The 18,951-nt window shown below is 55.2% G+C and carries 19 protein-coding genes; 6 read left to right on the top strand and 13 right to left on the bottom strand.

Annotated elements, in window-relative coordinates:
- Window positions 1–284: 284 nt before the first annotated feature.
- A complete protein-coding gene (locus BOW52_RS07025; RefSeq protein ID WP_078483380.1) occupies window positions 285–2,036 on the bottom strand; it encodes a GspE/PulE family protein in 1,752 nt (583 codons plus the stop codon).
- Between the two features lie 261 nt (window positions 2,037–2,297).
- Here BOW52_RS07025 and BOW52_RS07020 point away from each other — a divergent pair, with 261 nt between their 5' ends.
- Together BOW52_RS07020 and BOW52_RS07015 are read left to right on the top strand one after the other, a co-directional pair.
- Window positions 2,298–3,236, top strand: coding sequence for a GGDEF domain-containing protein (locus tag BOW52_RS07020; RefSeq protein ID WP_078483379.1), 939 nt, complete (start codon window positions 2,298–2,300; stop codon window positions 3,234–3,236).
- A complete protein-coding gene (locus BOW52_RS07015; protein WP_135622122.1) occupies window positions 3,217–3,411 on the top strand; it encodes a hypothetical protein in 195 nt (64 codons plus the stop codon). Before BOW52_RS07020 ends, BOW52_RS07015 begins: the two co-directional genes overlap by 20 nt.
- An 18-nt stretch (window positions 3,412–3,429) precedes the next feature.
- On the opposite strand, the gene BOW52_RS07010 is transcribed toward BOW52_RS07015, so the two are convergent.
- The 10 genes from BOW52_RS07010 to BOW52_RS06965 all read right to left on the bottom strand — a co-directional run bounded on the left by BOW52_RS07010 (window position 3,430) and on the right by BOW52_RS06965 (window position 15,151).
- The gene (locus tag BOW52_RS07010) at window positions 3,430–4,098 is read right to left on the bottom strand and encodes an endonuclease III domain-containing protein (RefSeq protein WP_236725661.1); all 669 of its coding nucleotides are present in this window, start codon (window positions 4,096–4,098) and stop codon (window positions 3,430–3,432) included.
- A gap of 50 nt (window positions 4,099–4,148) precedes the next feature.
- Window positions 4,149–7,286, bottom strand: a complete 3,138-nt coding sequence (locus BOW52_RS07005; protein ID WP_078483378.1) for an efflux RND transporter permease subunit — start codon at window positions 7,284–7,286, stop codon at window positions 4,149–4,151.
- 13 nt (window positions 7,287–7,299) lie between these two features.
- A complete protein-coding gene (locus BOW52_RS07000; protein WP_135622120.1) occupies window positions 7,300–8,502 on the bottom strand; it encodes an efflux RND transporter periplasmic adaptor subunit in 1,203 nt (400 codons plus the stop codon).
- A gap of 327 nt (window positions 8,503–8,829) precedes the next feature.
- Entirely contained in the window at window positions 8,830–9,666 is an 837-nt protein-coding gene (gene rluB / locus BOW52_RS06995) for a 23S rRNA pseudouridine(2605) synthase RluB (protein WP_078483377.1), read from the bottom strand.
- Window positions 9,667–9,672: 6 nt separating this feature from the next.
- The gene (gene scpB / locus BOW52_RS06990; protein WP_078483376.1) at window positions 9,673–10,725 is read right to left on the bottom strand and encodes an SMC-Scp complex subunit ScpB; all 1,053 of its coding nucleotides are present in this window, start codon (window positions 10,723–10,725) and stop codon (window positions 9,673–9,675) included.
- A complete protein-coding gene (locus tag BOW52_RS06985) occupies window positions 10,715–11,563 on the bottom strand; it encodes a segregation and condensation protein A (RefSeq protein WP_236725664.1) in 849 nt (282 codons plus the stop codon). Before BOW52_RS06985 ends, scpB begins: the two co-directional genes overlap by 11 nt.
- A gap of 122 nt (window positions 11,564–11,685) precedes the next feature.
- Entirely contained in the window at window positions 11,686–12,903 is a 1,218-nt protein-coding gene (locus tag BOW52_RS06980; protein WP_078483374.1) for a tryptophan--tRNA ligase, read from the bottom strand.
- Window positions 12,904–12,930: 27 nt separating this feature from the next.
- Window positions 12,931–13,584 carry a site-2 protease family protein gene (locus BOW52_RS06975; protein ID WP_078483373.1) on the bottom strand — a complete coding sequence of 218 codons (654 nt, stop codon included), beginning with the start codon at window positions 13,582–13,584 and terminating at the stop codon, window positions 12,931–12,933.
- 40 nt (window positions 13,585–13,624) lie between these two features.
- Complete coding sequence (locus tag BOW52_RS06970; RefSeq protein ID WP_078483372.1) at window positions 13,625–14,248, bottom strand: L-threonylcarbamoyladenylate synthase; 624 nt, start codon at window positions 14,246–14,248, stop codon at window positions 13,625–13,627.
- Window positions 14,249–14,275: 27 nt separating this feature from the next.
- Complete coding sequence (locus BOW52_RS06965; protein ID WP_408021565.1) at window positions 14,276–15,151, bottom strand: PHP domain-containing protein; 876 nt, start codon at window positions 15,149–15,151, stop codon at window positions 14,276–14,278.
- Window positions 15,152–15,281: 130 nt separating this feature from the next.
- Between BOW52_RS06965 and BOW52_RS06960 the strand changes: the two genes are divergently transcribed.
- Genes BOW52_RS06960 through BOW52_RS06945 form a run of 4 tightly spaced genes read left to right on the top strand, consistent with a single transcriptional unit; the run spans window position 15,282 to window position 17,409 of the window.
- The gene (locus tag BOW52_RS06960; RefSeq protein ID WP_078483371.1) at window positions 15,282–15,947 is read left to right on the top strand and encodes a septation protein A; all 666 of its coding nucleotides are present in this window, start codon (window positions 15,282–15,284) and stop codon (window positions 15,945–15,947) included.
- Complete coding sequence (locus tag BOW52_RS06955) at window positions 15,947–16,246, top strand: YciI family protein (RefSeq protein WP_078483370.1); 300 nt, start codon at window positions 15,947–15,949, stop codon at window positions 16,244–16,246. The genes BOW52_RS06960 and BOW52_RS06955 overlap by 1 nt, the downstream gene beginning before the upstream one ends.
- Entirely contained in the window at window positions 16,246–16,518 is a 273-nt protein-coding gene (locus tag BOW52_RS06950) for a BolA family protein (RefSeq protein ID WP_078483369.1), read from the top strand. The genes BOW52_RS06955 and BOW52_RS06950 overlap by 1 nt, the downstream gene beginning before the upstream one ends.
- Window positions 16,519–16,551: 33 nt before the next feature.
- Window positions 16,552–17,409: a peptidylprolyl isomerase gene (locus BOW52_RS06945; RefSeq protein ID WP_078483368.1), complete on the top strand. Its 858-nt coding sequence runs from the start codon at window positions 16,552–16,554 to the stop codon at window positions 17,407–17,409.
- Window positions 17,410–17,521: 112 nt separating this feature from the next.
- Here the strand turns inward: BOW52_RS06945 and BOW52_RS06940 are convergent, their stop codons facing one another.
- Complete coding sequence (locus BOW52_RS06940) at window positions 17,522–18,118, bottom strand: LysE family translocator (protein ID WP_078483367.1); 597 nt, start codon at window positions 18,116–18,118, stop codon at window positions 17,522–17,524.
- A 58-nt stretch (window positions 18,119–18,176) separates the two neighbouring features.
- Window positions 18,177–18,689, bottom strand: coding sequence for a GNAT family N-acetyltransferase (locus BOW52_RS06935; RefSeq protein WP_078483366.1), 513 nt, complete (start codon window positions 18,687–18,689; stop codon window positions 18,177–18,179).
- Between the last annotated feature and the right edge of the window lie 262 nt (window positions 18,690–18,951).

Below are 18,951 nucleotides of genomic sequence, written 5' to 3'. Positions count from 1 at the left end.
GCCGCCAATAGTTCTCACTTTTAGCGACAACTTTGTTGTTTCTACGATAATGACTGGGGGATATTTTCATCCTACATACCTTTCCCTGCTATGTAAGCATGTGAAATTGGTTGGCATAGTAGCTCGCATCCTGCTTATTGTGGTGCCGAGTATCTTCCTTTCTCAGCTTTTCGTTGGAAGGGTGTTCTATATCTCCTGGAAAATCAATTTCTGTAGTTAATACTTGAGAAAGCCAAGCAGTCAAATGGTAGGTATCACTTCGTTCCGCCCATCCTACCTAATGATTAACCGACGGTTCGGACTTTGTAGGCCTCTTCCAGGGTGGTACGACCCTCTCTGGCTAGCTCAAGCGCATCTTCAAAGAGTGTTGTCATTCCCGCCTTGTGAAGCGCCTCTCTGATTGCCTGCTCACCTTTATTGGCGTGGATCAGCTGTTGGATCTCTGGCGTTACGGTGAAGATTTCACAGACGGCGACTCGGCCACGGTAGCCGCTCTGGCTACATGTGGGGCATCCTCTTCCACGATAGAAGATCTCATCATCGGAAACGCCGAGTGTCTGACGCAGTTTCGTATCGATGGTATCAACCTCTTTGCACTCTTCGCAGATAACGCGCACCAGTCGTTGCGCCATTGCGCCTAGCAGTGTGGAGCTCAGTAGGAACGGTTCGACACCCATGTCGATCAATCGTGTTACGGAGCTGATCGCATCATTGGTGTGAAGAGTGGAGAGCATCAGGTGTCCGGTGAGTGCAGCCTTGTTGGCGATCTGTGCCGTTTCCAGGTCACGAATCTCGCCGACCATAATCACATCGGGGTCGTGGCGCAGGATGTGGCGCAGTGCCTCGGCGAAGGTGTAACCCTTCACGTTTGAGATTTGAATCTGCTCGACGCCGTCCATCGCATACTCAACCGGATCTTCGACGGTGATGATGTGCGGATTTTGCCGTTTCACCTCATTGAGCAGTGAGTAGAGGGTGGTCGACTTACCAGAGCCGGTCGGCCCGGTGACCAGCACCATGCCGTGCGGTTTGGTGATCAGATCACGCAGGGTATCGACCTCATGTTCGCCAAATCCGAGCACTTCTAGTGGGCGCAGTCCTACCTCTTTATCGAGCAGACGAATCACCGCACTCTCGCCATGCACGGTCGGCATTACTGAGATACGCAGATCGATCGGGTGTTTATCCTTAACCAGCCGTGCATGACCATCCTGTGGCAGGCGATGCTCGGCAATATTCATTCGCCCTGTGATCTTGATACGGCTGACCAGTGGGGCGAGCAGTGATTTGTGCAGGGTACGGACGAACTGCAACACGCCATCAATGCGGTAGTAGACGCTGGCACGATCCTTCTCCGGACGAATATTGATATCGGAGGCCTTGCGCCGAACCGCCTGCCACATGATTGCATTGAGTAGCCGCACCACCGGCTTCTGCATCGCCTGCTGCTCGAGGTCATCCTCATAGGACTCCTCTTCAAAGGCATTAGCACCGGATACTGGCGAGAGTTCGAACTCATCGAGTGGCGTATTCTCATCGAACTCACTGTAGTGGCGATTGAGGGCCAGACTGATATCGCGTGCTGAGGTCACCACCACTTCAGCTGAACGGTTGGTGTTGAAACGAATCGCATCGAGCGCATCCCAATCGAGTGGATTTTCAATCGCAACGATCAACTTGCCATCATTCTCAGCCAGCGGCAGCACGTTGTACTGAAGCGCCAGGTCGGAGGGGATCTTCGACAGGACGTTGTCATCAATCTCAAACTCCCTGAGCGAGACGTAGGGAATATTGAACTTGTGGGCCAGCGCGATGTGGAGTTGCTCACGGGAGATCAACCCCTCTTCAACCATCATCGTGCCGAGGTGGTGATAGGTCAGCGACTCGCGTTGGTCATCTAGCACCTTTTCGAGCTGCTCCTCGGTAATCTGCCCCTCTTCAATCAGGATCTCGCCAAGATGGCGTTCACCGAGTGGACCAATATGATTCAGCAGATCGACCACGTCGGCCGCATCGTGGACCTTATACTCTTCCATTCTTCTTTTTCTCCACCACCCTTAATGCATACCCTCATTATATGCCCTCTTCCCTGTCATTGGGGCTGCGCCAGATCATCGTCATCGGCGGCAAACTCTTACCGCCCCCCTCCTGCTCCAAGCGTCAAGATGACGTCACAGACCCATCGCCGCGCCAACTCACCCGCATTATTCTTTGTTATTACATAAGGTTATAGTTAACGGCAATAATTGGCACGACTCTCGCATGAGTAGGAACAAACCGACCGCGAGGATAGAACAATGGCAGCACAAGGCGATATCACTAACACTCAGAATGGCGACACCATTCCCTTTCCTCTCCGAGGCTCTGCTCACGCCCAGAAGCGTGATTCCGAATCTCAGGATTATGGGAACGGTGCCAGCATTGCGCTTGAACTGAGCGCCATCCTGCAGAGCACACTGGAGTGGAACAAGGTTCTGACCCTGTTCAATAGTGAGGCTCGCCAGAACGTTCCCTTCGATGCACTCAACTACACCTTCCCATCCGATAACATCCACTTCGAGATCGGTGTCACCAAACACCACAAGGCGAGCTATCAGCTCACCCTCGGTAACCAGACACTCGGCACCATCACCTTCTCGCGTCGTCGCCCCTTCAGCGATGGCCAGCTGAAGCTAGTTGAGGAGATGATCGTCGGTCTGGTCTACCCACTGCGTAACGCCCTGCTCTATCGCCGTGCGGTACAGTCAGCTCAGCGTGACCCTCTCACCGGCATCGGAAATCGTGCTGCACTGGAGACCGCACTGAAACGTGAGATCGACCTCTCCCATCGTAACGGCTCACCGCTGGCGATGATGGTTTTCGACCTCGATCACTTCAAGAACGTCAACGACACCTACGGCCACGCCGCCGGTGACTGCGCCCTGAAACAGTTTGCCCAGACCGTTGGAAAATGCGCTCGTGGAACCGACATGCTGTTCCGCTTCGGCGGAGAGGAGTTTGTACTACTACTGAACAACACCGAGATGATGGGGGCTACCCAGCTGGGCGAGCGTATCCGTGAGGCGGTTGAGGAGATGGAACTTGAGTGTGAAGGTGCCCGCTTCGGCATTACCGTCAGCGTCGGCGTCGCTGCAACTCGCATCGATGACACCCCTGAATCACTTTTCAAACGCGCTGACTTCCTGCTTTACAGCGCCAAAAGCGGAGGACGTAACTGTGTCTGCTCAGCGGAATAAATTGCTACCACCTAATGGTCACTTCATCTCAACGACCAGTCGTGGCACCCCGGTTCTTGTTTCGATGCCTCATCACAGCAAGGCCGAGCTACACCACCACACTGATCAGCATGCGATCTACGATACGGGCTTTACCGTACTGCACAGTGAGCACAAACGAGAACAGCTGCATTAACCAGCACCGTTGCGGAGACTACCCCGCAGCGGCGGACTGACAATTCCGTACCAGCGGACAATTCTCGCAAATCGGTTTAGTACGGCAGTGTTGTTTGGCATACTCAACAATCAACGCATGCGCCTGATTAAATAAGACAACATCCTCGCCCAGTGCCGCTTCAAAGGCGGCTCGCAACACCTCATACCCCTCTTCCCCATCGATTAATCCAACCCTGGAGAATATTCGGCGCGTATAGGCATCGATCACAAACACCGGACGTTCAAACGCGTAGAGCAGCATATCGTCGGCCGTCTCCGGTCCCACACCGTGAATAGCCAGCAGCTGATGACGTAACAGATTGGTCTCACGGTCAGAGAGCGCCTCGCAACCCCCCTCTGCCTGACACCACTCACAGAAGGCACGCAGTCGTTTCGCCTTGATATTGAAGTAGCCCGAGGGTTTGATCCAGGCAGCCAGATGGTCGTGACGACTCTTTACGATCGCCTCGGCCGAGAGTTTTCCCTTCGCTTTGAGATTAGCGATCGCCCGTTCGACATTTACCCAGTTGGTGTTCTGGGTCAGGATCGCACCGACCATCACCTCAAAGGGTGAATCAGCAGGCCACCACGACAGCTCCCCGTAGCACTTCTGCAGAGTGTTGAAGTGCGCCTTGAGACTCCTTTTGGGTAGCGTTAGTTTTTTCACCAAACGTTACGAACCAGAATTGCCAGGCGCACCGATAGCCAGAGCGATAATCACGACTGCGGTTTAACCGAGTTCACCGGCCTCTCAAACTCATCGGCTTGCGCGCGCAACCTTCGGGTGATCAGCAGTTTGAAGAAGAAGGGCAGGAAGAAGACCGCGAGGAAGGTCGCGGCGAGCATACCCCCCATCACACCGGTTCCCACCGACTGTCTGGCACCCGCTCCCGCTCCGGTCGAGAGCGCCAGAGGCAACACACCGAGAATAAAGGCTAGCGAGGTCATAATAATTGGACGGAATCTTAGCCGCGCCGCCTCCATGGCCGCAGCAGCAGCGGACCACCCCTCCTGATACTTCAACAGCGCATACTCTACGATCAGAATGGCATTCTTCGCCGCCAGTCCGAGCAGAGTTACCAGGCCGATCTGGAAATAGACGTCATTGGTAAAGTCTCGCATCCAGACTGCAGCCAGGGCACCGAAGGTACCGAAGGGCAGTGCCAGCAGCACCGACAGCGGTAACGACCAGCGCTCGTAGAGGGCCGCAAGAATCAGAAACACCATCACCACCGCCATGCCCATACTGATGAAGGCGGTGTTTTCAGATCGGACCTCTTGATAGGAGGCACCCGACCAGTCGACGGAGAAGTCTTTGGGCAATGACTTATCGGCCACATCCTGAATCGCCTGGATAGCCTGTCCCGAACTCACACCCGGGGCACCCTCACCAAAGAGCTTTACTGCAGGCAGGTTGTTAAAGCGATCCAGAGTGTCAGGACCGGAACTGTACTCAACACGTGCGAAGGCTGAGACCGGCACCATCTCCCCCTGCGTACTGAGCACAAATAGCTGGCCGATATCCTGAGGTGTTTGACGGTAGTGCACATCGGCACCGATCAACACCTGCCACGCCCTGCCGTAACGACTGAAGTCGTTAACGTAGTAGCTGCCCAGCGTCGCTGCCAGGGTATTAAAGGCGTCATCCAGCTTGATACCTAAAGACTTGGCCCGCTCTCGATCCACATCGACATAGAGTTGCGGGGTATTAGCACGCCAGAGAGAGTTGACCATACCGAGACGCGGCTCTTCGTGTGTCGCACCCTTGAAGCCCTCCATCGCCCTGGCCAGTTCAGCCGCCCCACCCTCACCACGATTCTGAATGTAGAACTCAAATCCGCCTGTATTACCCAGACCAAAGATCGCTGGCGGATTAAACGCCAATACCAGCGCCTCATTGATAGCACCCGTCTTCATGAACAACTCATCCACCAGCGCCTTGACCGGCACCTCTCGTTCATCCCAGTGCTTTTGCGTAACAAACATGGTTGCAGCGCTATTTTTAAAGCTGCCACCGAGAAAATCCAGACCGGTAAAAGAGACCACATCGAAATTATTGGGATTGGATTGAATCGCTTCGATCACCTCACCCACGACTGCATCGGTGCGCTCGAGTGAAGCACCGTCTGGTAGGAAAACCGCCGCGATGTAATAACCCTGATCCTCATCGGGCACTAGAGAACCCGGTGTGCTCTGCCACAGATTAATTGTGATGGCGACCATTCCCAGAAACAGTCCCATCGTGAGCAGAGAGCGACGCAACAGAACCCCCACGCCTTTAACGTAGTGATCGGTGACCTGATGAAACCAGTGATTAAACCAACGAAAAAAGGCGTTGCTCGCCTTGTGTTCATGTTTCAGTATCAACATGCATAACGCAGGCGTCATGCTGAGTGCGACCACACCGGAGATCGCCACCGAGATTGAGATGGTAATGGCAAACTGTCGATACAACTCGCCGGTCAGTCCACCGAGGAAAGCAATCGGTACAAACACTGAAACCAGTACCAGCACAATGGCGATGATAGGCCCGCTCACCTCACGCATCGCCTGTATGGCAGCATCGCGTGCCTTGAGCCCCTCCTCATGCATGATGCGTTCGACATTCTCCAGTACCACGATTGCATCATCGACGACGATACCTATCGACAGCACCATACCGAACAGGGTCAGGGTATTTATCGAGTAACCCAACATCTGCAGCCCGGCAAAGGTACCCAACAGGGAGACCGGCACTGCCAGTATTGGAATCAAAGTAGCACGGAAGTTTTGTAGAAACAGGTAGACCACCAGGAATACCAGCAACATCGCTTCACCGAGCGTTTTGAGTACCTCACGGATAGATACCTCGACAAAACGGGTGGTGTTGTAAGGGATTGAATAGGTCAAACCCTCTGGGAAGTCAGCTTCCAACTCCGCCATTGTATCTTCGACACTCTGCCCGACATCCAGTGCGTTGGCTCCCGGCTGCAGGAAGATACCGACCAGTGTGGCGGGTTTGCCGTTGATGCGCCCGACAAAGTCGTAATCCTTCGAACCCAACTCCACGCGGGCGATATCTTTCAGCCTCAGCGCGCTGCCATCTGCATTCGAGCGAATTATGATTTTGCCGAACTCCTCCGGCGTAGAGAGCCTTCCCTGCGTGGTGATGGTATAGACCATCTCCTGGGATTTCCCCGTCGGTTTCTGACCGATCTTGCCCGCTGCGAACTGGGCATTCTGCTCGTTAACAGCGGCAATCACCTCGTTCACCGCCACACCCAACTGTGTCATGCGATCGGGTTTAAGCCAGATACGCATAGCGTAATCCTTGGCACCAAAGATCTGCACGTTGGTACTTCCCGGAATACGCTTGAGGCGATCAAGCACATTCAGGGTGACGTAGTTGGAAGTGAACAGATCGTCATGCCGCCCATCGGGCGAATAGAAGGCCAGTACCTGCAAAAACGATGAGGAGCTTTTTTCAACAACCACGCCCTGACGCCTGACCTCCAGGGGCAGACGCGCTTCGATCTGTTTTACCCGGTTATTAACATTGAGCGCTGCCTTATCGACATCGGTGCCGATTTCAAACGTGACCGAGATGGTAGTGACGCCACTGGAGGTCGAGGTCGAGGCCATGTAGATCATGCCTTCAACACCGTTGATGGCGTTCTCAATCGGGGACGAGACGGTCTCCTCGACTACCGTTGCCGAAGCACCGGGGTAGATGGCCGTGACCTGAACCACAGGAGGCGCAATTTCCGGATACTGGGCGACCGGCAGCGTACGCATGGAGGCCAATCCGGCCAGGATAATGAATATCGAAATGACAAAGGCGAAGATGGGCCTGTCGATAAAGAAGCGGGAGATCATTTAGATAGGCTCCCTATTCCACACTGCTATCTTGCGCTGGCTCAGCACCGTGCGGGGTGGCACTAACCGACATGCCCGGGAAGAAGATCCGCGCCGATCCGTCGATCACCACTTCATCACCCGACTCCAGGCCAGAACGAATAATCCAGCCGTTCTCTATACCTTCGACATTTTTCACCCACTCGCCCACCACCACGTGACGTTTTAAGGCGATCGATTGATCGCTCTCATCCTTAGCGATGGCGTAAACATACTTGCCCTCTGGATCGTCTAATACTGAGCGTTGCGGCAGCACGATCGTATCGGTACGGACCGCACCCTGCAGCTTCACATTGACGAACTGTCCGGGTGCCAGCAGCCCATCGGAATTATTTACGATGGCACGGGTGGCAAAATTACCGGTGCGGCTATCGATCTTATAGTCCTGAAAGTCGATCGCACCGATATGATTTAAATCCTCACCCGTGGCGGAGAAGAGAGCGACTTTAAAGCCACCCTCGGGGAGCCTAATCTTTCCCTCTTTGGTCTCACGTCGAATATCCAGCTGTACCGCCTCGGCAACGCCAAAATCGACGTAGACCGGATCGGTCTGTGCCAGGGTGGTCAACAGACTATCGCCACCCTCTTCAGCCAGCCCGCCTTCGACCTTCAGCGCCCGACCGGCAACACCTGCAATCGGTGCCGTCACCTGCGTGTAATCGAGATTGATAGTTGCGCTTTTCACCCTTGCCTGCGCGAGTTTGACCGCCGCCTCTGCCAGGTCGCGTGCAGAGTCTGCGTCATCAAGCTGATTTTGACTCACCAGGTTTTTCGCCAATAGCGGCTTCATGCGTAGCTGTTCACGTTTGGCACGCTTAAGCTCTGCCTCTGCACTGGCTAACTCAGCCTCGGCCTGTGCAAGCTGCACTTCATAGGTTGAGGGCTCAAGTTGAAATAGAAGATCGCCCGCATCGACCAGACCACCCTCCTCATAGTGCCGCTGCTCAACGAGACCGGTAACACGCGCTCGAACCTCGACCTCACGTGAGGCGGCAATCTGCCCCACATACTCATACTGCAGTGCCACATCTTGCTGCTTGATGAGCAGAGTCGTGACACTCGCTGGAGGCATTTCACCACCGGCCGATTCATCCACAGCTTCACTGCTATCACAACCGCTCATCGACACGACCGTTGCCAGCAGCAGAAGAGAGAGCAACTGTTTTCCTGATCTCATGGGAATCCCTTATTCAGCCAGAGACAGACAGCACTCTAGGCGGTTCAATTACAGTGATAGTTGAAGATAACGCTGGACAGCTTTAACACCTCAGATGCGAGGCGTGCTTCTCAGTATATGCAGTCGCAATCAATGCAACAAGCCAAGCCACGTCTGCATTCAACCTAAATTTGGCGGTCACAAAATGACCGATGAAAAACCGATCACAGAGTCCGATATGGGACTCAAAAGGGAGGGGTGTCGGCCATAGATTGTGCCGGGATTAATGGTCCCGGATTTCGATGCTGTGCGCCCCGATTGTCCGTCACCCAGACAATTGGAAGTGCGCTATTTTTTAGATGGACGTGACTTCTTGTAGGGAGAGGAGTGTTTTTTGGCGGATTTGTGCGCCTGCTTCTGTCCCGGTGCTGGTGACGGTTTTTCAACCTGCATTGAAACGGCATTGAGTAGCTGCTTCAGCTCTCCATCCTCAAGGTCTCGCCAGGCACCGCGAGGCAGACGACGCGGCAGCGAGATCGGTCCGAAACGGGTCCGGGTCAGACGTGAAACCTGCACACCCTGCGACTCCCACAGACGACGCACCTCTCGGTTACGCCCCTCTTTGAGGACGACGTGGTACCAGTGGTTGGCACCATCACCACGCCCCTCGGAAATCTTGTCGAATCGTGCCCGACCATCCTCGAGCTCGACACCACGTTGCAGCGCCTTGATCATCTCGGGTGTCACCTCACCCAGCACTCGCACAGAGTACTCACGATCGATCTCGCTGGAGGGGTGCATCAGACGGTGCGCCAGCTCACCATCGTTGGTTAGCAGCAGCAGACCGGAGGTATTGATATCGAGTCGGCCAACATTGATCCAGCGACTCCCCTTCAACTTCGGCAGGCCATCGAAGATGGTGGGACGTCCCTCTGGATCGGAGGTGGTGGTCACCTCACCGGTTCGTTTGTGGTAGATAATCACGCGCCGCTCTGGCTGCGCATCGGCGCTCTTGAGTTTAATCAGGCGGCCATCGATACGGATCTTGTCGTGCCCGCCCACCTTAATGCCGAGCTCGGCGATGACGCCATTAACGCTAATGCGTCCCGCCTCGATCCAGCGCTCTATCTCACGCCGTGAACCGTGACCAGCCGCTGCCAGAACCTTCTGTAGTCGTTCAGCCATAGTCTGTTATTGCGCCTGCTCACTGTCGGCGTCCTTGCGTATCTCAACTTCAGCAGCCTCATCACTCTCCGATGGCTGCTCCGCATCGGTATCCGATGCTGTTTCATTCTCGTCCGTCACTGTCGCAGCAACTTCAGTATCCGCTTCTACCGACGTTTCTTCCGTGGCGTCACTATTAGCATCAGATTCGGCACTTACGTCCCGAGACATCTCTTCCGACTCATTATCGGGAGTAGCTTCTGACTCATCACCTTCGACCGGATCACCGCTTACTGGCTCTGCAGCAATCTCATTCTCTACGGCATCAATATCGCCGTTATTAGATTCAGCCTCGCCCGAGGCCTCCTCCGAAGCATCTTCTGACTCGCCATCAGCAGCATCGTCCGTTTCTGCCTGATCCGATTCTGCTACTGAAGTGTCTTCACCCTCACCAGCGGTCCCGTCCTCGGCCTCTGTATCACCCTCAACACCACCCAACGGTTTCTTGCCCTCACCGGGGAGTGCCAGATCAAGCTCAGCATTAATACTATCGATGTCGCGAAGCTCAGAGAGCGGTGGCAGATCGCCCAGACCTTTTAGATTGAAGTAGTCGAGGAATTCACGGGTGGTGCTGTACATGGCAGGACGGCCCGGCACATCACGATGGCCGACCACACGCACCCACTCACGCTCGAGCAGGGTCTTGACGATGTTGCTGCTAACACTGACACCACGGATATCCTCGATCTCACCACGAGTAATCGGCTGGCGATAGGCAATCAGCGACAGGGTCTCGAGCAGTGCGCGTGAGTAGCGCGTTGGGCGCTCCTCCCAAAGGCGGCTGACCCACGGCTCCATATCGCTCTTCACCTGCAGGCGATAACCGCTGGCCACCTCAAGGATCTCGATACCGCGTTCGGCGTAGAGCTCATTGAGCTGCTCGATCGCCTTGCGTAGCTCGCCCTTGTCGGGACGATCATCATCAGCAAACAGCGCCAGCAGATTATCGAGGGTCAGGGGGCGCCCCGCTGCAAGCAGCGACGCCTCAACGATATGGGTCAGTTTCTCTTCATTCATCATCGTCACTTTCTGCAGTTGGATCCTGCATCTCTTGTTCTTCTATCTGTTCAACCGGCTCGACCCCGCTGTGGCCACCGGCGGCCTTGAGGTAGATCGGCGCGAAGGGCTCGGACTGGATAATCTCCACCAGCGACTCCTTGATCAGTTCAAGGATCGAGAGGAAGGTGACCACCACTCCAAGCCGCCCCTCCTTAACATCGAACAGACTGGTGAAGTCGGTAAACTTATCGGCCTCGAGCACACTGAGCACATTCGACATACGCTCACGCACCGAGAGTGCCTCACGCTGGATATGGTGTGAGGTAAACATCTCGGCGCGGGTCAGTACATCCTTGAAGGCTAGCAGCAGCTCGCGCATCTCAACATCAGGATCGTCCTGGGTCTGGACACGCTCGGGAGCCACCGCACTGGTGGGGAAGGTATCGCGCCCCACCTGCGGTAACGCCTCGATATCTTCGGCGGCCTGCTTGTAGCGCTCATACTCCTGCAGACGGCGCACCAGCTCAGCGCGTGGATCTCCCTCCTCGCCCTCCTCAGTCGGTGGACGCGGCAGCAGCATGCGCGATTTGATCTCAGCCAGCATCGCCGCCATCACCAGATACTCAGCGGCCAGTTCGAGACGAATCTCCTTCATCATATCGATGTAACCCATGTACTGGCGGGTAATCTCAGCAATCGGAATATCAACGATATCGAGGTTCTGACGACGGATCAGATAGAGCAGCAGATCGAGCGGTCCCTCAAACGCCTCGAGGAAGACCTCCAGCGCATCGGGTGGAATGTAGAGATCCTGCGGCAGTTGGGTAACCTGCTCGCCCATTACCATCGCGAACGGCATTTCGCCCTGCGTACCGTCGGCCGGTGGCGCCTGCTCGGCACTCGGCTGCTCGGCAGCGTCCTGCTCTGCCGTCTCCGCCTCTGTGCTCTCTACCTCTGGCTCTTCGATTTCCATTTCACTCTCTATCGGTAGGAGAGGCCCATCGCCTCACGTACCTCATCCAGCGTCTCGCGCGCCACATCACGCGCCGACTCACTTCCTTCAGCGATGATCTGGCGTACCAGATCGGAATCGTTCTCAAACTCGCGAGCGCGATCACGGATCGGCTCCAGCTCCGCCTGTACCGCTTCGATTACCGGCTGTTTGCACTCGATACAGCCGATTCCGGCGCTACGGCACCCTTCCATCACCCAATCCTTGGTCTCATCGCTCGAGTAGACCTCATGCAGCTGCCACACCGGGCAGACCGCTGGATCACCCGGATCGTTACGGCGCACGCGGTTGGTATCGGTCGGCATGCGGCGCAGCTTCTCCGCAATTGCATCGGGATCCTCACGCAGTGAGATGGTGTTGTTGTAGGACTTCGACATCTTCTGTCCATCGAGTCCCGGCATCTTGGATGCAGGGGTCAGCATCGCCTGCGGTTCGGGCAAGATAATGCGACCACTCCCCTCAAGAAATCCGAACAACCGCTCACGGTCGCTGATAGAGATGTTCTGTTGCGATTCGAGCAGCGCCTGGCCCTTCGCCAGCGCTTCGCCATCACCCTGCTCCTGGTAGAGCCGACGCAGCTCACGGTAGAGCTTCGCCCCCTTCTTGCCCATCTTCTTCACTGCCGCCTCGGCCTTCTCTTCGAAACCCGGCTCGCGACCGTAGATATGGTTAAAGCGACGCGCCACCTCACGGGTCAGCTCGACATGGACCACCTGATCCTCACCGACCGGCACACCGCCCGCCTTGTAGACCAGGATGTCAGCGCTCTGCAGCAGCGGATAGCCGAGGAAACCGTAGGTGGCCAGATCCTTCTCCTTGAGCTTCTCCTGCTGATCCTTGTAGGTCGGCACCCGCTCGAGCCAGCCGAGTGGGGTCATCATCGAGAGCAGCAGGTGCAGCTCGGCATGCTCCGGTACGCGTGACTGGATAAAGAGTTTGGCTGAGCCAGGATCAACACCCGCCGCTAGCCAGTCGATCACCATGTCCCAGACGCTCTCCTCAATGATCGCGACATCCTCATAGTGGGTCGTCAGCGCATGCCAGTCGGCAACAAAGAAGAAGCAGTCAAACTCGTGCTGCAGGTTGACCCAGTTCTTCACCACACCGTGGTAGTGACCGAGGTGGAGCTTGCCGGTGGGGCGCATACCGGAGAGGACGCGCTTATTCTGCGATGGATTGGAACTCAAGGTGACTCCTAAAATTCTTCTAGTAATTTATAAACCGATCAATTTGTAGAGCATATCCTGCACACCGAAGACCACCGGACCCATGATCTTACCCAACAGTCCGGTTGCCAGCAGGCCCAATAGTATAAAGAATCCGTAGGGCTCGAGACGACCCAGCTGGTAGGACTGCGGACCGGGCAGTAGCCCCATCGCCACTCGCCCGCCATCAAGTGGAGGCAGTGGCAACATATTCAGCACCATCAAGATCGTATTGATAAAGATCCCCGCTCCGCCCATATAGATCATCGGCAGCGCCATCCAGGCCACACTATCGCCAACTGACAGACCGATCTTCATCACGATAGCCCAGAAGATTGCCATCAGCAGATTAGAGAGCGGTCCGGCAACAGCCACCAGCGCCATATCGCGTTTCGGGTGTTTTAAATTCTGCCAGGTCACCGGTACCGGTTTGGCCCAGCCGAAGATGAAACCGCCCAGCATCAACAGCAGTAGCGGCACGATCACGGTACCCACCGGATCGATATGTTTGATCGGGTTTAGCGTTAGACGACCGAGCATCATCGCGGTCGGATCGCCAAGACGACGAGCCATCCAGCCGTGGGCCACTTCGTGTACGGTAATTGCGAACAGCACCGGCAGTGCCCATACCGCAACCCGCTGAACCATGTTGAGTTCTTCCATCGCGCGATTATATCCGTTCAGCCAGAGCACCCATAACGGGCTACCCTTCCATCCCTGAGATGTCACCCTTACCAACACGGGTCACCTGCACATCGCCCTCCTCGAGGTGGACCACGGTGGTCGGCTCGATATCGCAGTAACCCCCATCGATCACCAGGTCGACCTGATGCTCCAGAATCTGACGCATCTCATAGGGATCAGTCAACGGGAACTCCTCACCCGGCAGCAGCAGCGTGGTGCTGAGCAGCGGCTCGCCGAGCGCCTCGATGAGCGCCAGGGCGATGGCGTTATCGGGAATGCGGATACCGATATTACGCCGCTTCGGGTGCATCAGGCGGCGTGGCACCTCGTGGGTCGCCTTGAGGATGAAGGTGTAGGGGCCGGGTGTGTGGCTCTTCATCAGTCGGTAGGCGATGTTATCGACCTTGGCGTAGGTGGTGATTTCAGAGAGGTCACCACAGACCAGGGTGAACTTGTGTTTATCATCGACGCTGCGCAGGGCACGCATGCGATCGAGGGCGCGTTTGTCGCCGATATGGCAGCCGAGTGCGTAGCAGGAGTCGGTCGGATAGACCACCAATCCCCCACCGCGAATGATCTCGACTGCTTGATTGATCAGGCGCGGTTGCGGGTTATCGGCATGGATAGCAAAAAACTGGCTCATTAATAATTCTTCGGTAAAAGGGGAAAATCAGGCGTTGCTGACGCGTTCGGCAGGGTGCCAGTCGGCCCAGATTGGCTCACAGCCGTTGGGCAGATCGGGTAGTCGTCCCAGTTCGGTCCAGGGAGTCTCCGGTCCGTGGTAGTCGGAGCCGGATGATGAGAGTAGATCGAAGGCACGGGCATGGCTCGCCATGACGATATTTTCACTGGCGCTGTGGCTTCCGGAGACCACCTCAAGCGCATCACCGCCACACTCCTTAAACGCCCCAAACAGACGGCGCAGTTTGGTCGCCGTCATGGAGTAGCGCGCCGGGTGGGCGATCACTGACTGACCACCGGCGGCCTTGATCCAGCCAACTGCCTCATCGATTGCGGCCCATTCGCCAGATACATGGCCCGGTTTATTGCGCACCAGATAGCGTTTGAAGACCTGGCGCATATCCTTGGCGTGGCCCGCATCGATCAGAAAGTGGCCAAAGTGGGTACGACCCACGATGCGTCCCTTGGCAAAACGGCGTGCACCTTCATAGGCACCGGCAATCCCCGCCTTCTCCAGTCGGCGCCCGATCTCCTCGGCACGCCACTCGCGGAAATCACACAGTCGATTCAATCCTGTCTGCAGTTCGGCATTCTCGATATCGACGTTAAGCGCGACGATATGGACCACCTGTGCGCCCCAGGTGACCGAGATCTCAGCGCCTGCAACCAGTTCAATACCGAGCCTGTTAGCCTCGATGCGCGCCTCTTCGATCCCAGCGGTGTTGTCGTGGTCGGTCAATGCCAACACCTTCACACCCTTCTCATGGGCACGCGCCACCAGCGCCGTCGGCGAAAGGGTGCCGTCGGATGCAGTTGAATGGGCGTGTAGATCGTAGGGTTGAGACATCAGGGCATTGTACTCCATGCCCCTGGCAAAAGCCCCTCCTATACCTTGTGTATCGGGTGTGCGTAAAGCGTGACGAGAGGTTGAGTATCACACCCCAGAGTGGGTTAGAATGCCGCTTTGCCCAAGATGGGCGTGACTTAAGATAACTATGAAATTTCTCTTCGATTTCTTCCCGATCCTGCTCTTCTTCCTCGCCTACAAGACCTACGGGATCTTTACAGCCACCGCGGTGGCCATCGCCGCCTCGGTCGCCCAGGTCGCCTTCTTCTGGCTCAAACACCGTCGCTTCGAGAAGATGCACCTGATCACCATGGCGCTGATTGTCGTGCTCGGTGGTGCCACGCTGATTTTTCAGGACCGCGCCTTCTTCATGTGGAAGCCGACAGCGGTTAACTGGCTCTTTGCACTGGTCTTTCTCGGCAGTCAGTTCATCGGTCAGAAACCGATCGTTGAGCGCATGATGGGCCACGCGATTCAGATCCCCGCCAACATCTGGTCGCGACTCAACTTCAGCTGGGTGATCTTTTTTGTAGCGATGGGTCTGGCAAACCTCTACGTCGCCAATTTCTTCTTCCAGGCGGAGCTGAGTCTCAACCTGGCCGCCGGCGAAGCTGTCGACCTCGACACCTGCGCCACCACCCTGCAGGGCAGTCTGCTCACCCTTTGCGAAGCGGCCAAAACCGCCGAGGAGGACTGGGTCGACTTCAAGCTGTTCGGCATGATGGGGCTCACCTTTGTCTTTGTCATCGGACAGGCCTTCTATCTGGCCCGCCATGCACCCGATGAGGAACAACCCAGCGAGGAGAACGAATAGTGCTATACGCCATTATCAGTGAAGATGCCGAAGGCACCCTGGCAAAACGACTCGAGACCCGCCCCGCTCACCTTGAGCGCCTGCAGGCACTCAAGGCCGATGGACGCCTGCTGCTCGCCGGCCCGCACCCCGCCATCGACAGCGAAGAGCCGGGTGAGGCTGGATTCAGCGGCAGTCTGGTCGTCGCCGAATTCGCATCACTCGAGGCCGCACAGGCATGGGCCGATGCCGACCCCTACCTCGAGGCAGGCGTCTACGCCAAGGTCACCGTTAAACCCTTCAAGAAGGTACTGCCCTAATGAGTACAGATCGCATCACTATGATTCGCGAGCGTCTCGATGCCGCACTCAGCCCAACTCAGATCGATATCATCGATGAGAGCGCCAAACACGCCGGTCACGCCGGTGCCAAAGGCGGTGGCGGCCACTTCATCGTCACCCTCATCTCCGGGAACTTTTCCGGCAAAAGCCTGATCGAACGTCATCGTATGGTCTACGACGCACTCGGCGATGCAATGCAGAGTGAGATTCACGCCTTGAGCATCAACGCCAAGGCCCCCGAAGAAATTTAATTAAACGACAACAACCACCAAGGAAACCTACCGATGCAAAACAGGAAAGCCGCTCTCGCGGTAGCAGCAGCCCTCTCAGCCACTCTGCTCTTTGGCTGTAACGACAAGAGTGAAACCGCAGAGAGCGCACCCAAGCCTGCTGCCACCGCAGCCATGGTCGAAACTGCCGCTGCAGTTGCAACCGTCAACGGCATGGCGATTACCGATGCCATGATCGATGCACAGGCCAAGCGCATGGGCAGCCAGCCAGGCATGTCCGAACTGGACCCTGCGATGCTGCGCGAGGCCGCCACCGATGCCCTGATCAACCACACGGTGCTGGTACAGCAGGCTGAGAAGCTCGGTTTTGAGAGTCGCCCTGAGATCAAGTCGCAGATCCAGACCCGTCGCGACGGCATCCTTGCCAACGCGCTGCTCAAAGAACAGCTCGCGACCGTCAGCTTCAGCGATGCTGAAGTACAGGCAGAGTACGAGAAGCACTTCAACACCAAGGAGCAGGAGTACAAGGCACGTCACATCCTGGTTGAGGCTGAAGAGAGCGCCAAAGAGCTCATCACCCAGCTCGACGCTGGTGGTGATTTTGCTGCACTAGCTAAAGAGAAGTCGACCGGCCCAACTGGTGCCAACGGCGGCGACCTCGGCTGGGTCAGCCCTTCACAGATGGTCGAGCCATTTGGAAATGCCCTCAAGGCGATGGAGACAGGCAAGTACAGCAGTACTCCGGTAAAGACCCAGTTCGGCTGGCACGTCATCCTGCTTGAAGAGAGCCGTGATGTGACTCCACCGAGCCTCGAGCAGGTCAAACCACAGCTGACTGAGCTCATGAAACGTAATGCACTGAAGGCTTATCTCGAAGATCTTCGTACCAAGGCCGATGTAAAGATGAACTAACGTTTTACCGTTAGCTCATTAAAAAAGGGAGGTGCATCTGCACCTCCCTTTTTCATTGCGAATAATTCAGCGATCGCGAAACACCTACCAACTAAACCATGCCTAACGAGCCTTAACCACTCACAAATAGCCACAACGCGGTAATAGTAAGCAGTGATCCAAATAGGAGCCCCTGCATCTGTTGATTACCACGTTTTGAAACCAGCATTGCCAGCGTCTTACCACCTACAATCCAGATCATACTGGTCGTTAACGTCAGCGAAACCAGCGCCAGAGTGAGAAATACTATCTGACCATGACCATCTAGTTCCGGTCGATAGAACTGCGAGAACATGATCATGGGAATCAGGAGATACTTGGCATTCAATGCCTCAACGATCACACCATCCTTAAAGCTCAACGGTGTCAGGGCCTCTTTATAGGAGGTGGAGAGCCTAAAAAACTTGTAGGCGAGATAGAGTAGAAATGCGATACCCACGTACCGTATCGCATCAAGAATTCCTGGAAAACGCGTGATCAGATAGTTAAGACCGAAGCCGACAGCCAATGTCTGGAACACACTCGTGATATTGGTACCCAGCCAAAACGGGACTGTCCCACGCACCCCAAAGGCACTGCCTGATGCGGCATAGAGAATGTTGGCTGGACCCGGACTAATGACTATGGGCAGTAGCGTAACAAACCACAGCAACACCAATTCGAGATTCATAAAACATCACTCAGCAACAAGTCATACAAACAACTTTCGATGTTAAATTCTACGACCGTCAAGATAACGACTTCGATAGTTTTTTCAGCTTGCTCTGATATCCAAGCTTCGCATAGAGATCTAATGCGGAGTCATTAAACTCATAAACAGAGAGCACCATCTCCTCGGCACCAAGTTTCTGAAAATAGCACTCAATTTCGGCGACAAGCATTTGAGCCACACCAATCCTTCGGAATGGCTTAGCTACAGATAGCTCATCGATATAACCAACCAAACGGCTCTTATGAATCAATGATTTCTGGTCGATTAAAGAACCTGAGACGATTCCGCAGACATCACCATCAACTCTTGCCATCAGCATCACATAGTCACTGCTTGAATACAGCGCATTGAATCCTTCAAGGGTGCAGTGCTCTGAAATATCACCTGGCATTCTGAACTCATTAGGCATCTGTTCGTAGTGATAGAGATCACTCGAATAGTAGAGTGATTTGATGAGCTCAAAATCCTCTACTTCGACACGCACAACCTCAATTTCTTGATGAATAACAGGACTAACAGATAGAGTCATAACAGGGCTTATCCATAGCAATTACTGGTAAAAACAGATACCGCGACTATCGGCTCCAGAACAGAGATTACCCTATTATTAGTAAGAAATACGATCTAACGCCGATGTCTCTACTCCACTCAATTAAATATGACTGTGGTCAAACGAAACACCCGATAAAATAACTTCGGGGAGTCGCTATTTTTGCGGAAGCTTGTTTTGGGCGTCCAAGCCCAAGCAAGCGGCAAATACTTAACGCGACCGTTTATGCCTACGGCGCCCC

Source organism: Solemya pervernicosa gill symbiont (assembly GCF_002020875.1).
Taxonomy (GTDB): Bacteria; Pseudomonadota; Gammaproteobacteria.
Note: the sequence above shows the minus strand (reverse complement) of the source record. Positions and strands in the feature narration are given on the sequence as shown.

Coding starts and splice junctions, on each gene's coding strand:
- rluB (WP_078483377.1), bottom strand. CDS start 9,666: ATGGCTGAACGACTACAGAAGGTTCTGGCAGCGGCTGGTCACGGTTCA.
- BOW52_RS06945 (WP_078483368.1), top strand. CDS start 16,552: ATGCAAAACAGGAAAGCCGCTCTCGCGGTAGCAGCAGCCCTCTCAGCC.
- BOW52_RS07020 (WP_078483379.1), top strand. CDS start 2,298: ATGGCAGCACAAGGCGATATCACTAACACTCAGAATGGCGACACCATT.
- BOW52_RS06935 (WP_078483366.1), bottom strand. CDS start 18,689: ATGACTCTATCTGTTAGTCCTGTTATTCATCAAGAAATTGAGGTTGTG.
- BOW52_RS06970 (WP_078483372.1), bottom strand. CDS start 14,248: ATGAGCCAGTTTTTTGCTATCCATGCCGATAACCCGCAACCGCGCCTG.
- BOW52_RS06985 (WP_236725664.1), bottom strand. CDS start 11,563: ATGCCGTTCGCGATGGTAATGGGCGAGCAGGTTACCCAACTGCCGCAG.
- BOW52_RS06965 (WP_408021565.1), bottom strand. CDS start 15,151: ATGGAGTACAATGCCCTGATGTCTCAACCCTACGATCTACACGCCCAT.
- BOW52_RS07005 (WP_078483378.1), bottom strand. CDS start 7,286: ATGATCTCCCGCTTCTTTATCGACAGGCCCATCTTCGCCTTTGTCATT.
- BOW52_RS07000 (WP_135622120.1), bottom strand. CDS start 8,502: ATGAGATCAGGAAAACAGTTGCTCTCTCTTCTGCTGCTGGCAACGGTC.
- BOW52_RS06975 (WP_078483373.1), bottom strand. CDS start 13,584: ATGGAAGAACTCAACATGGTTCAGCGGGTTGCGGTATGGGCACTGCCG.
- BOW52_RS06960 (WP_078483371.1), top strand. CDS start 15,282: ATGAAATTTCTCTTCGATTTCTTCCCGATCCTGCTCTTCTTCCTCGCC.
- scpB (WP_078483376.1), bottom strand. CDS start 10,725: ATGATGAATGAAGAGAAACTGACCCATATCGTTGAGGCGTCGCTGCTT.
- BOW52_RS07025 (WP_078483380.1), bottom strand. CDS start 2,036: ATGGAAGAGTATAAGGTCCACGATGCGGCCGACGTGGTCGATCTGCTG.
- BOW52_RS06950 (WP_078483369.1), top strand. CDS start 16,246: ATGAGTACAGATCGCATCACTATGATTCGCGAGCGTCTCGATGCCGCA.
- BOW52_RS06940 (WP_078483367.1), bottom strand. CDS start 18,118: ATGAATCTCGAATTGGTGTTGCTGTGGTTTGTTACGCTACTGCCCATA.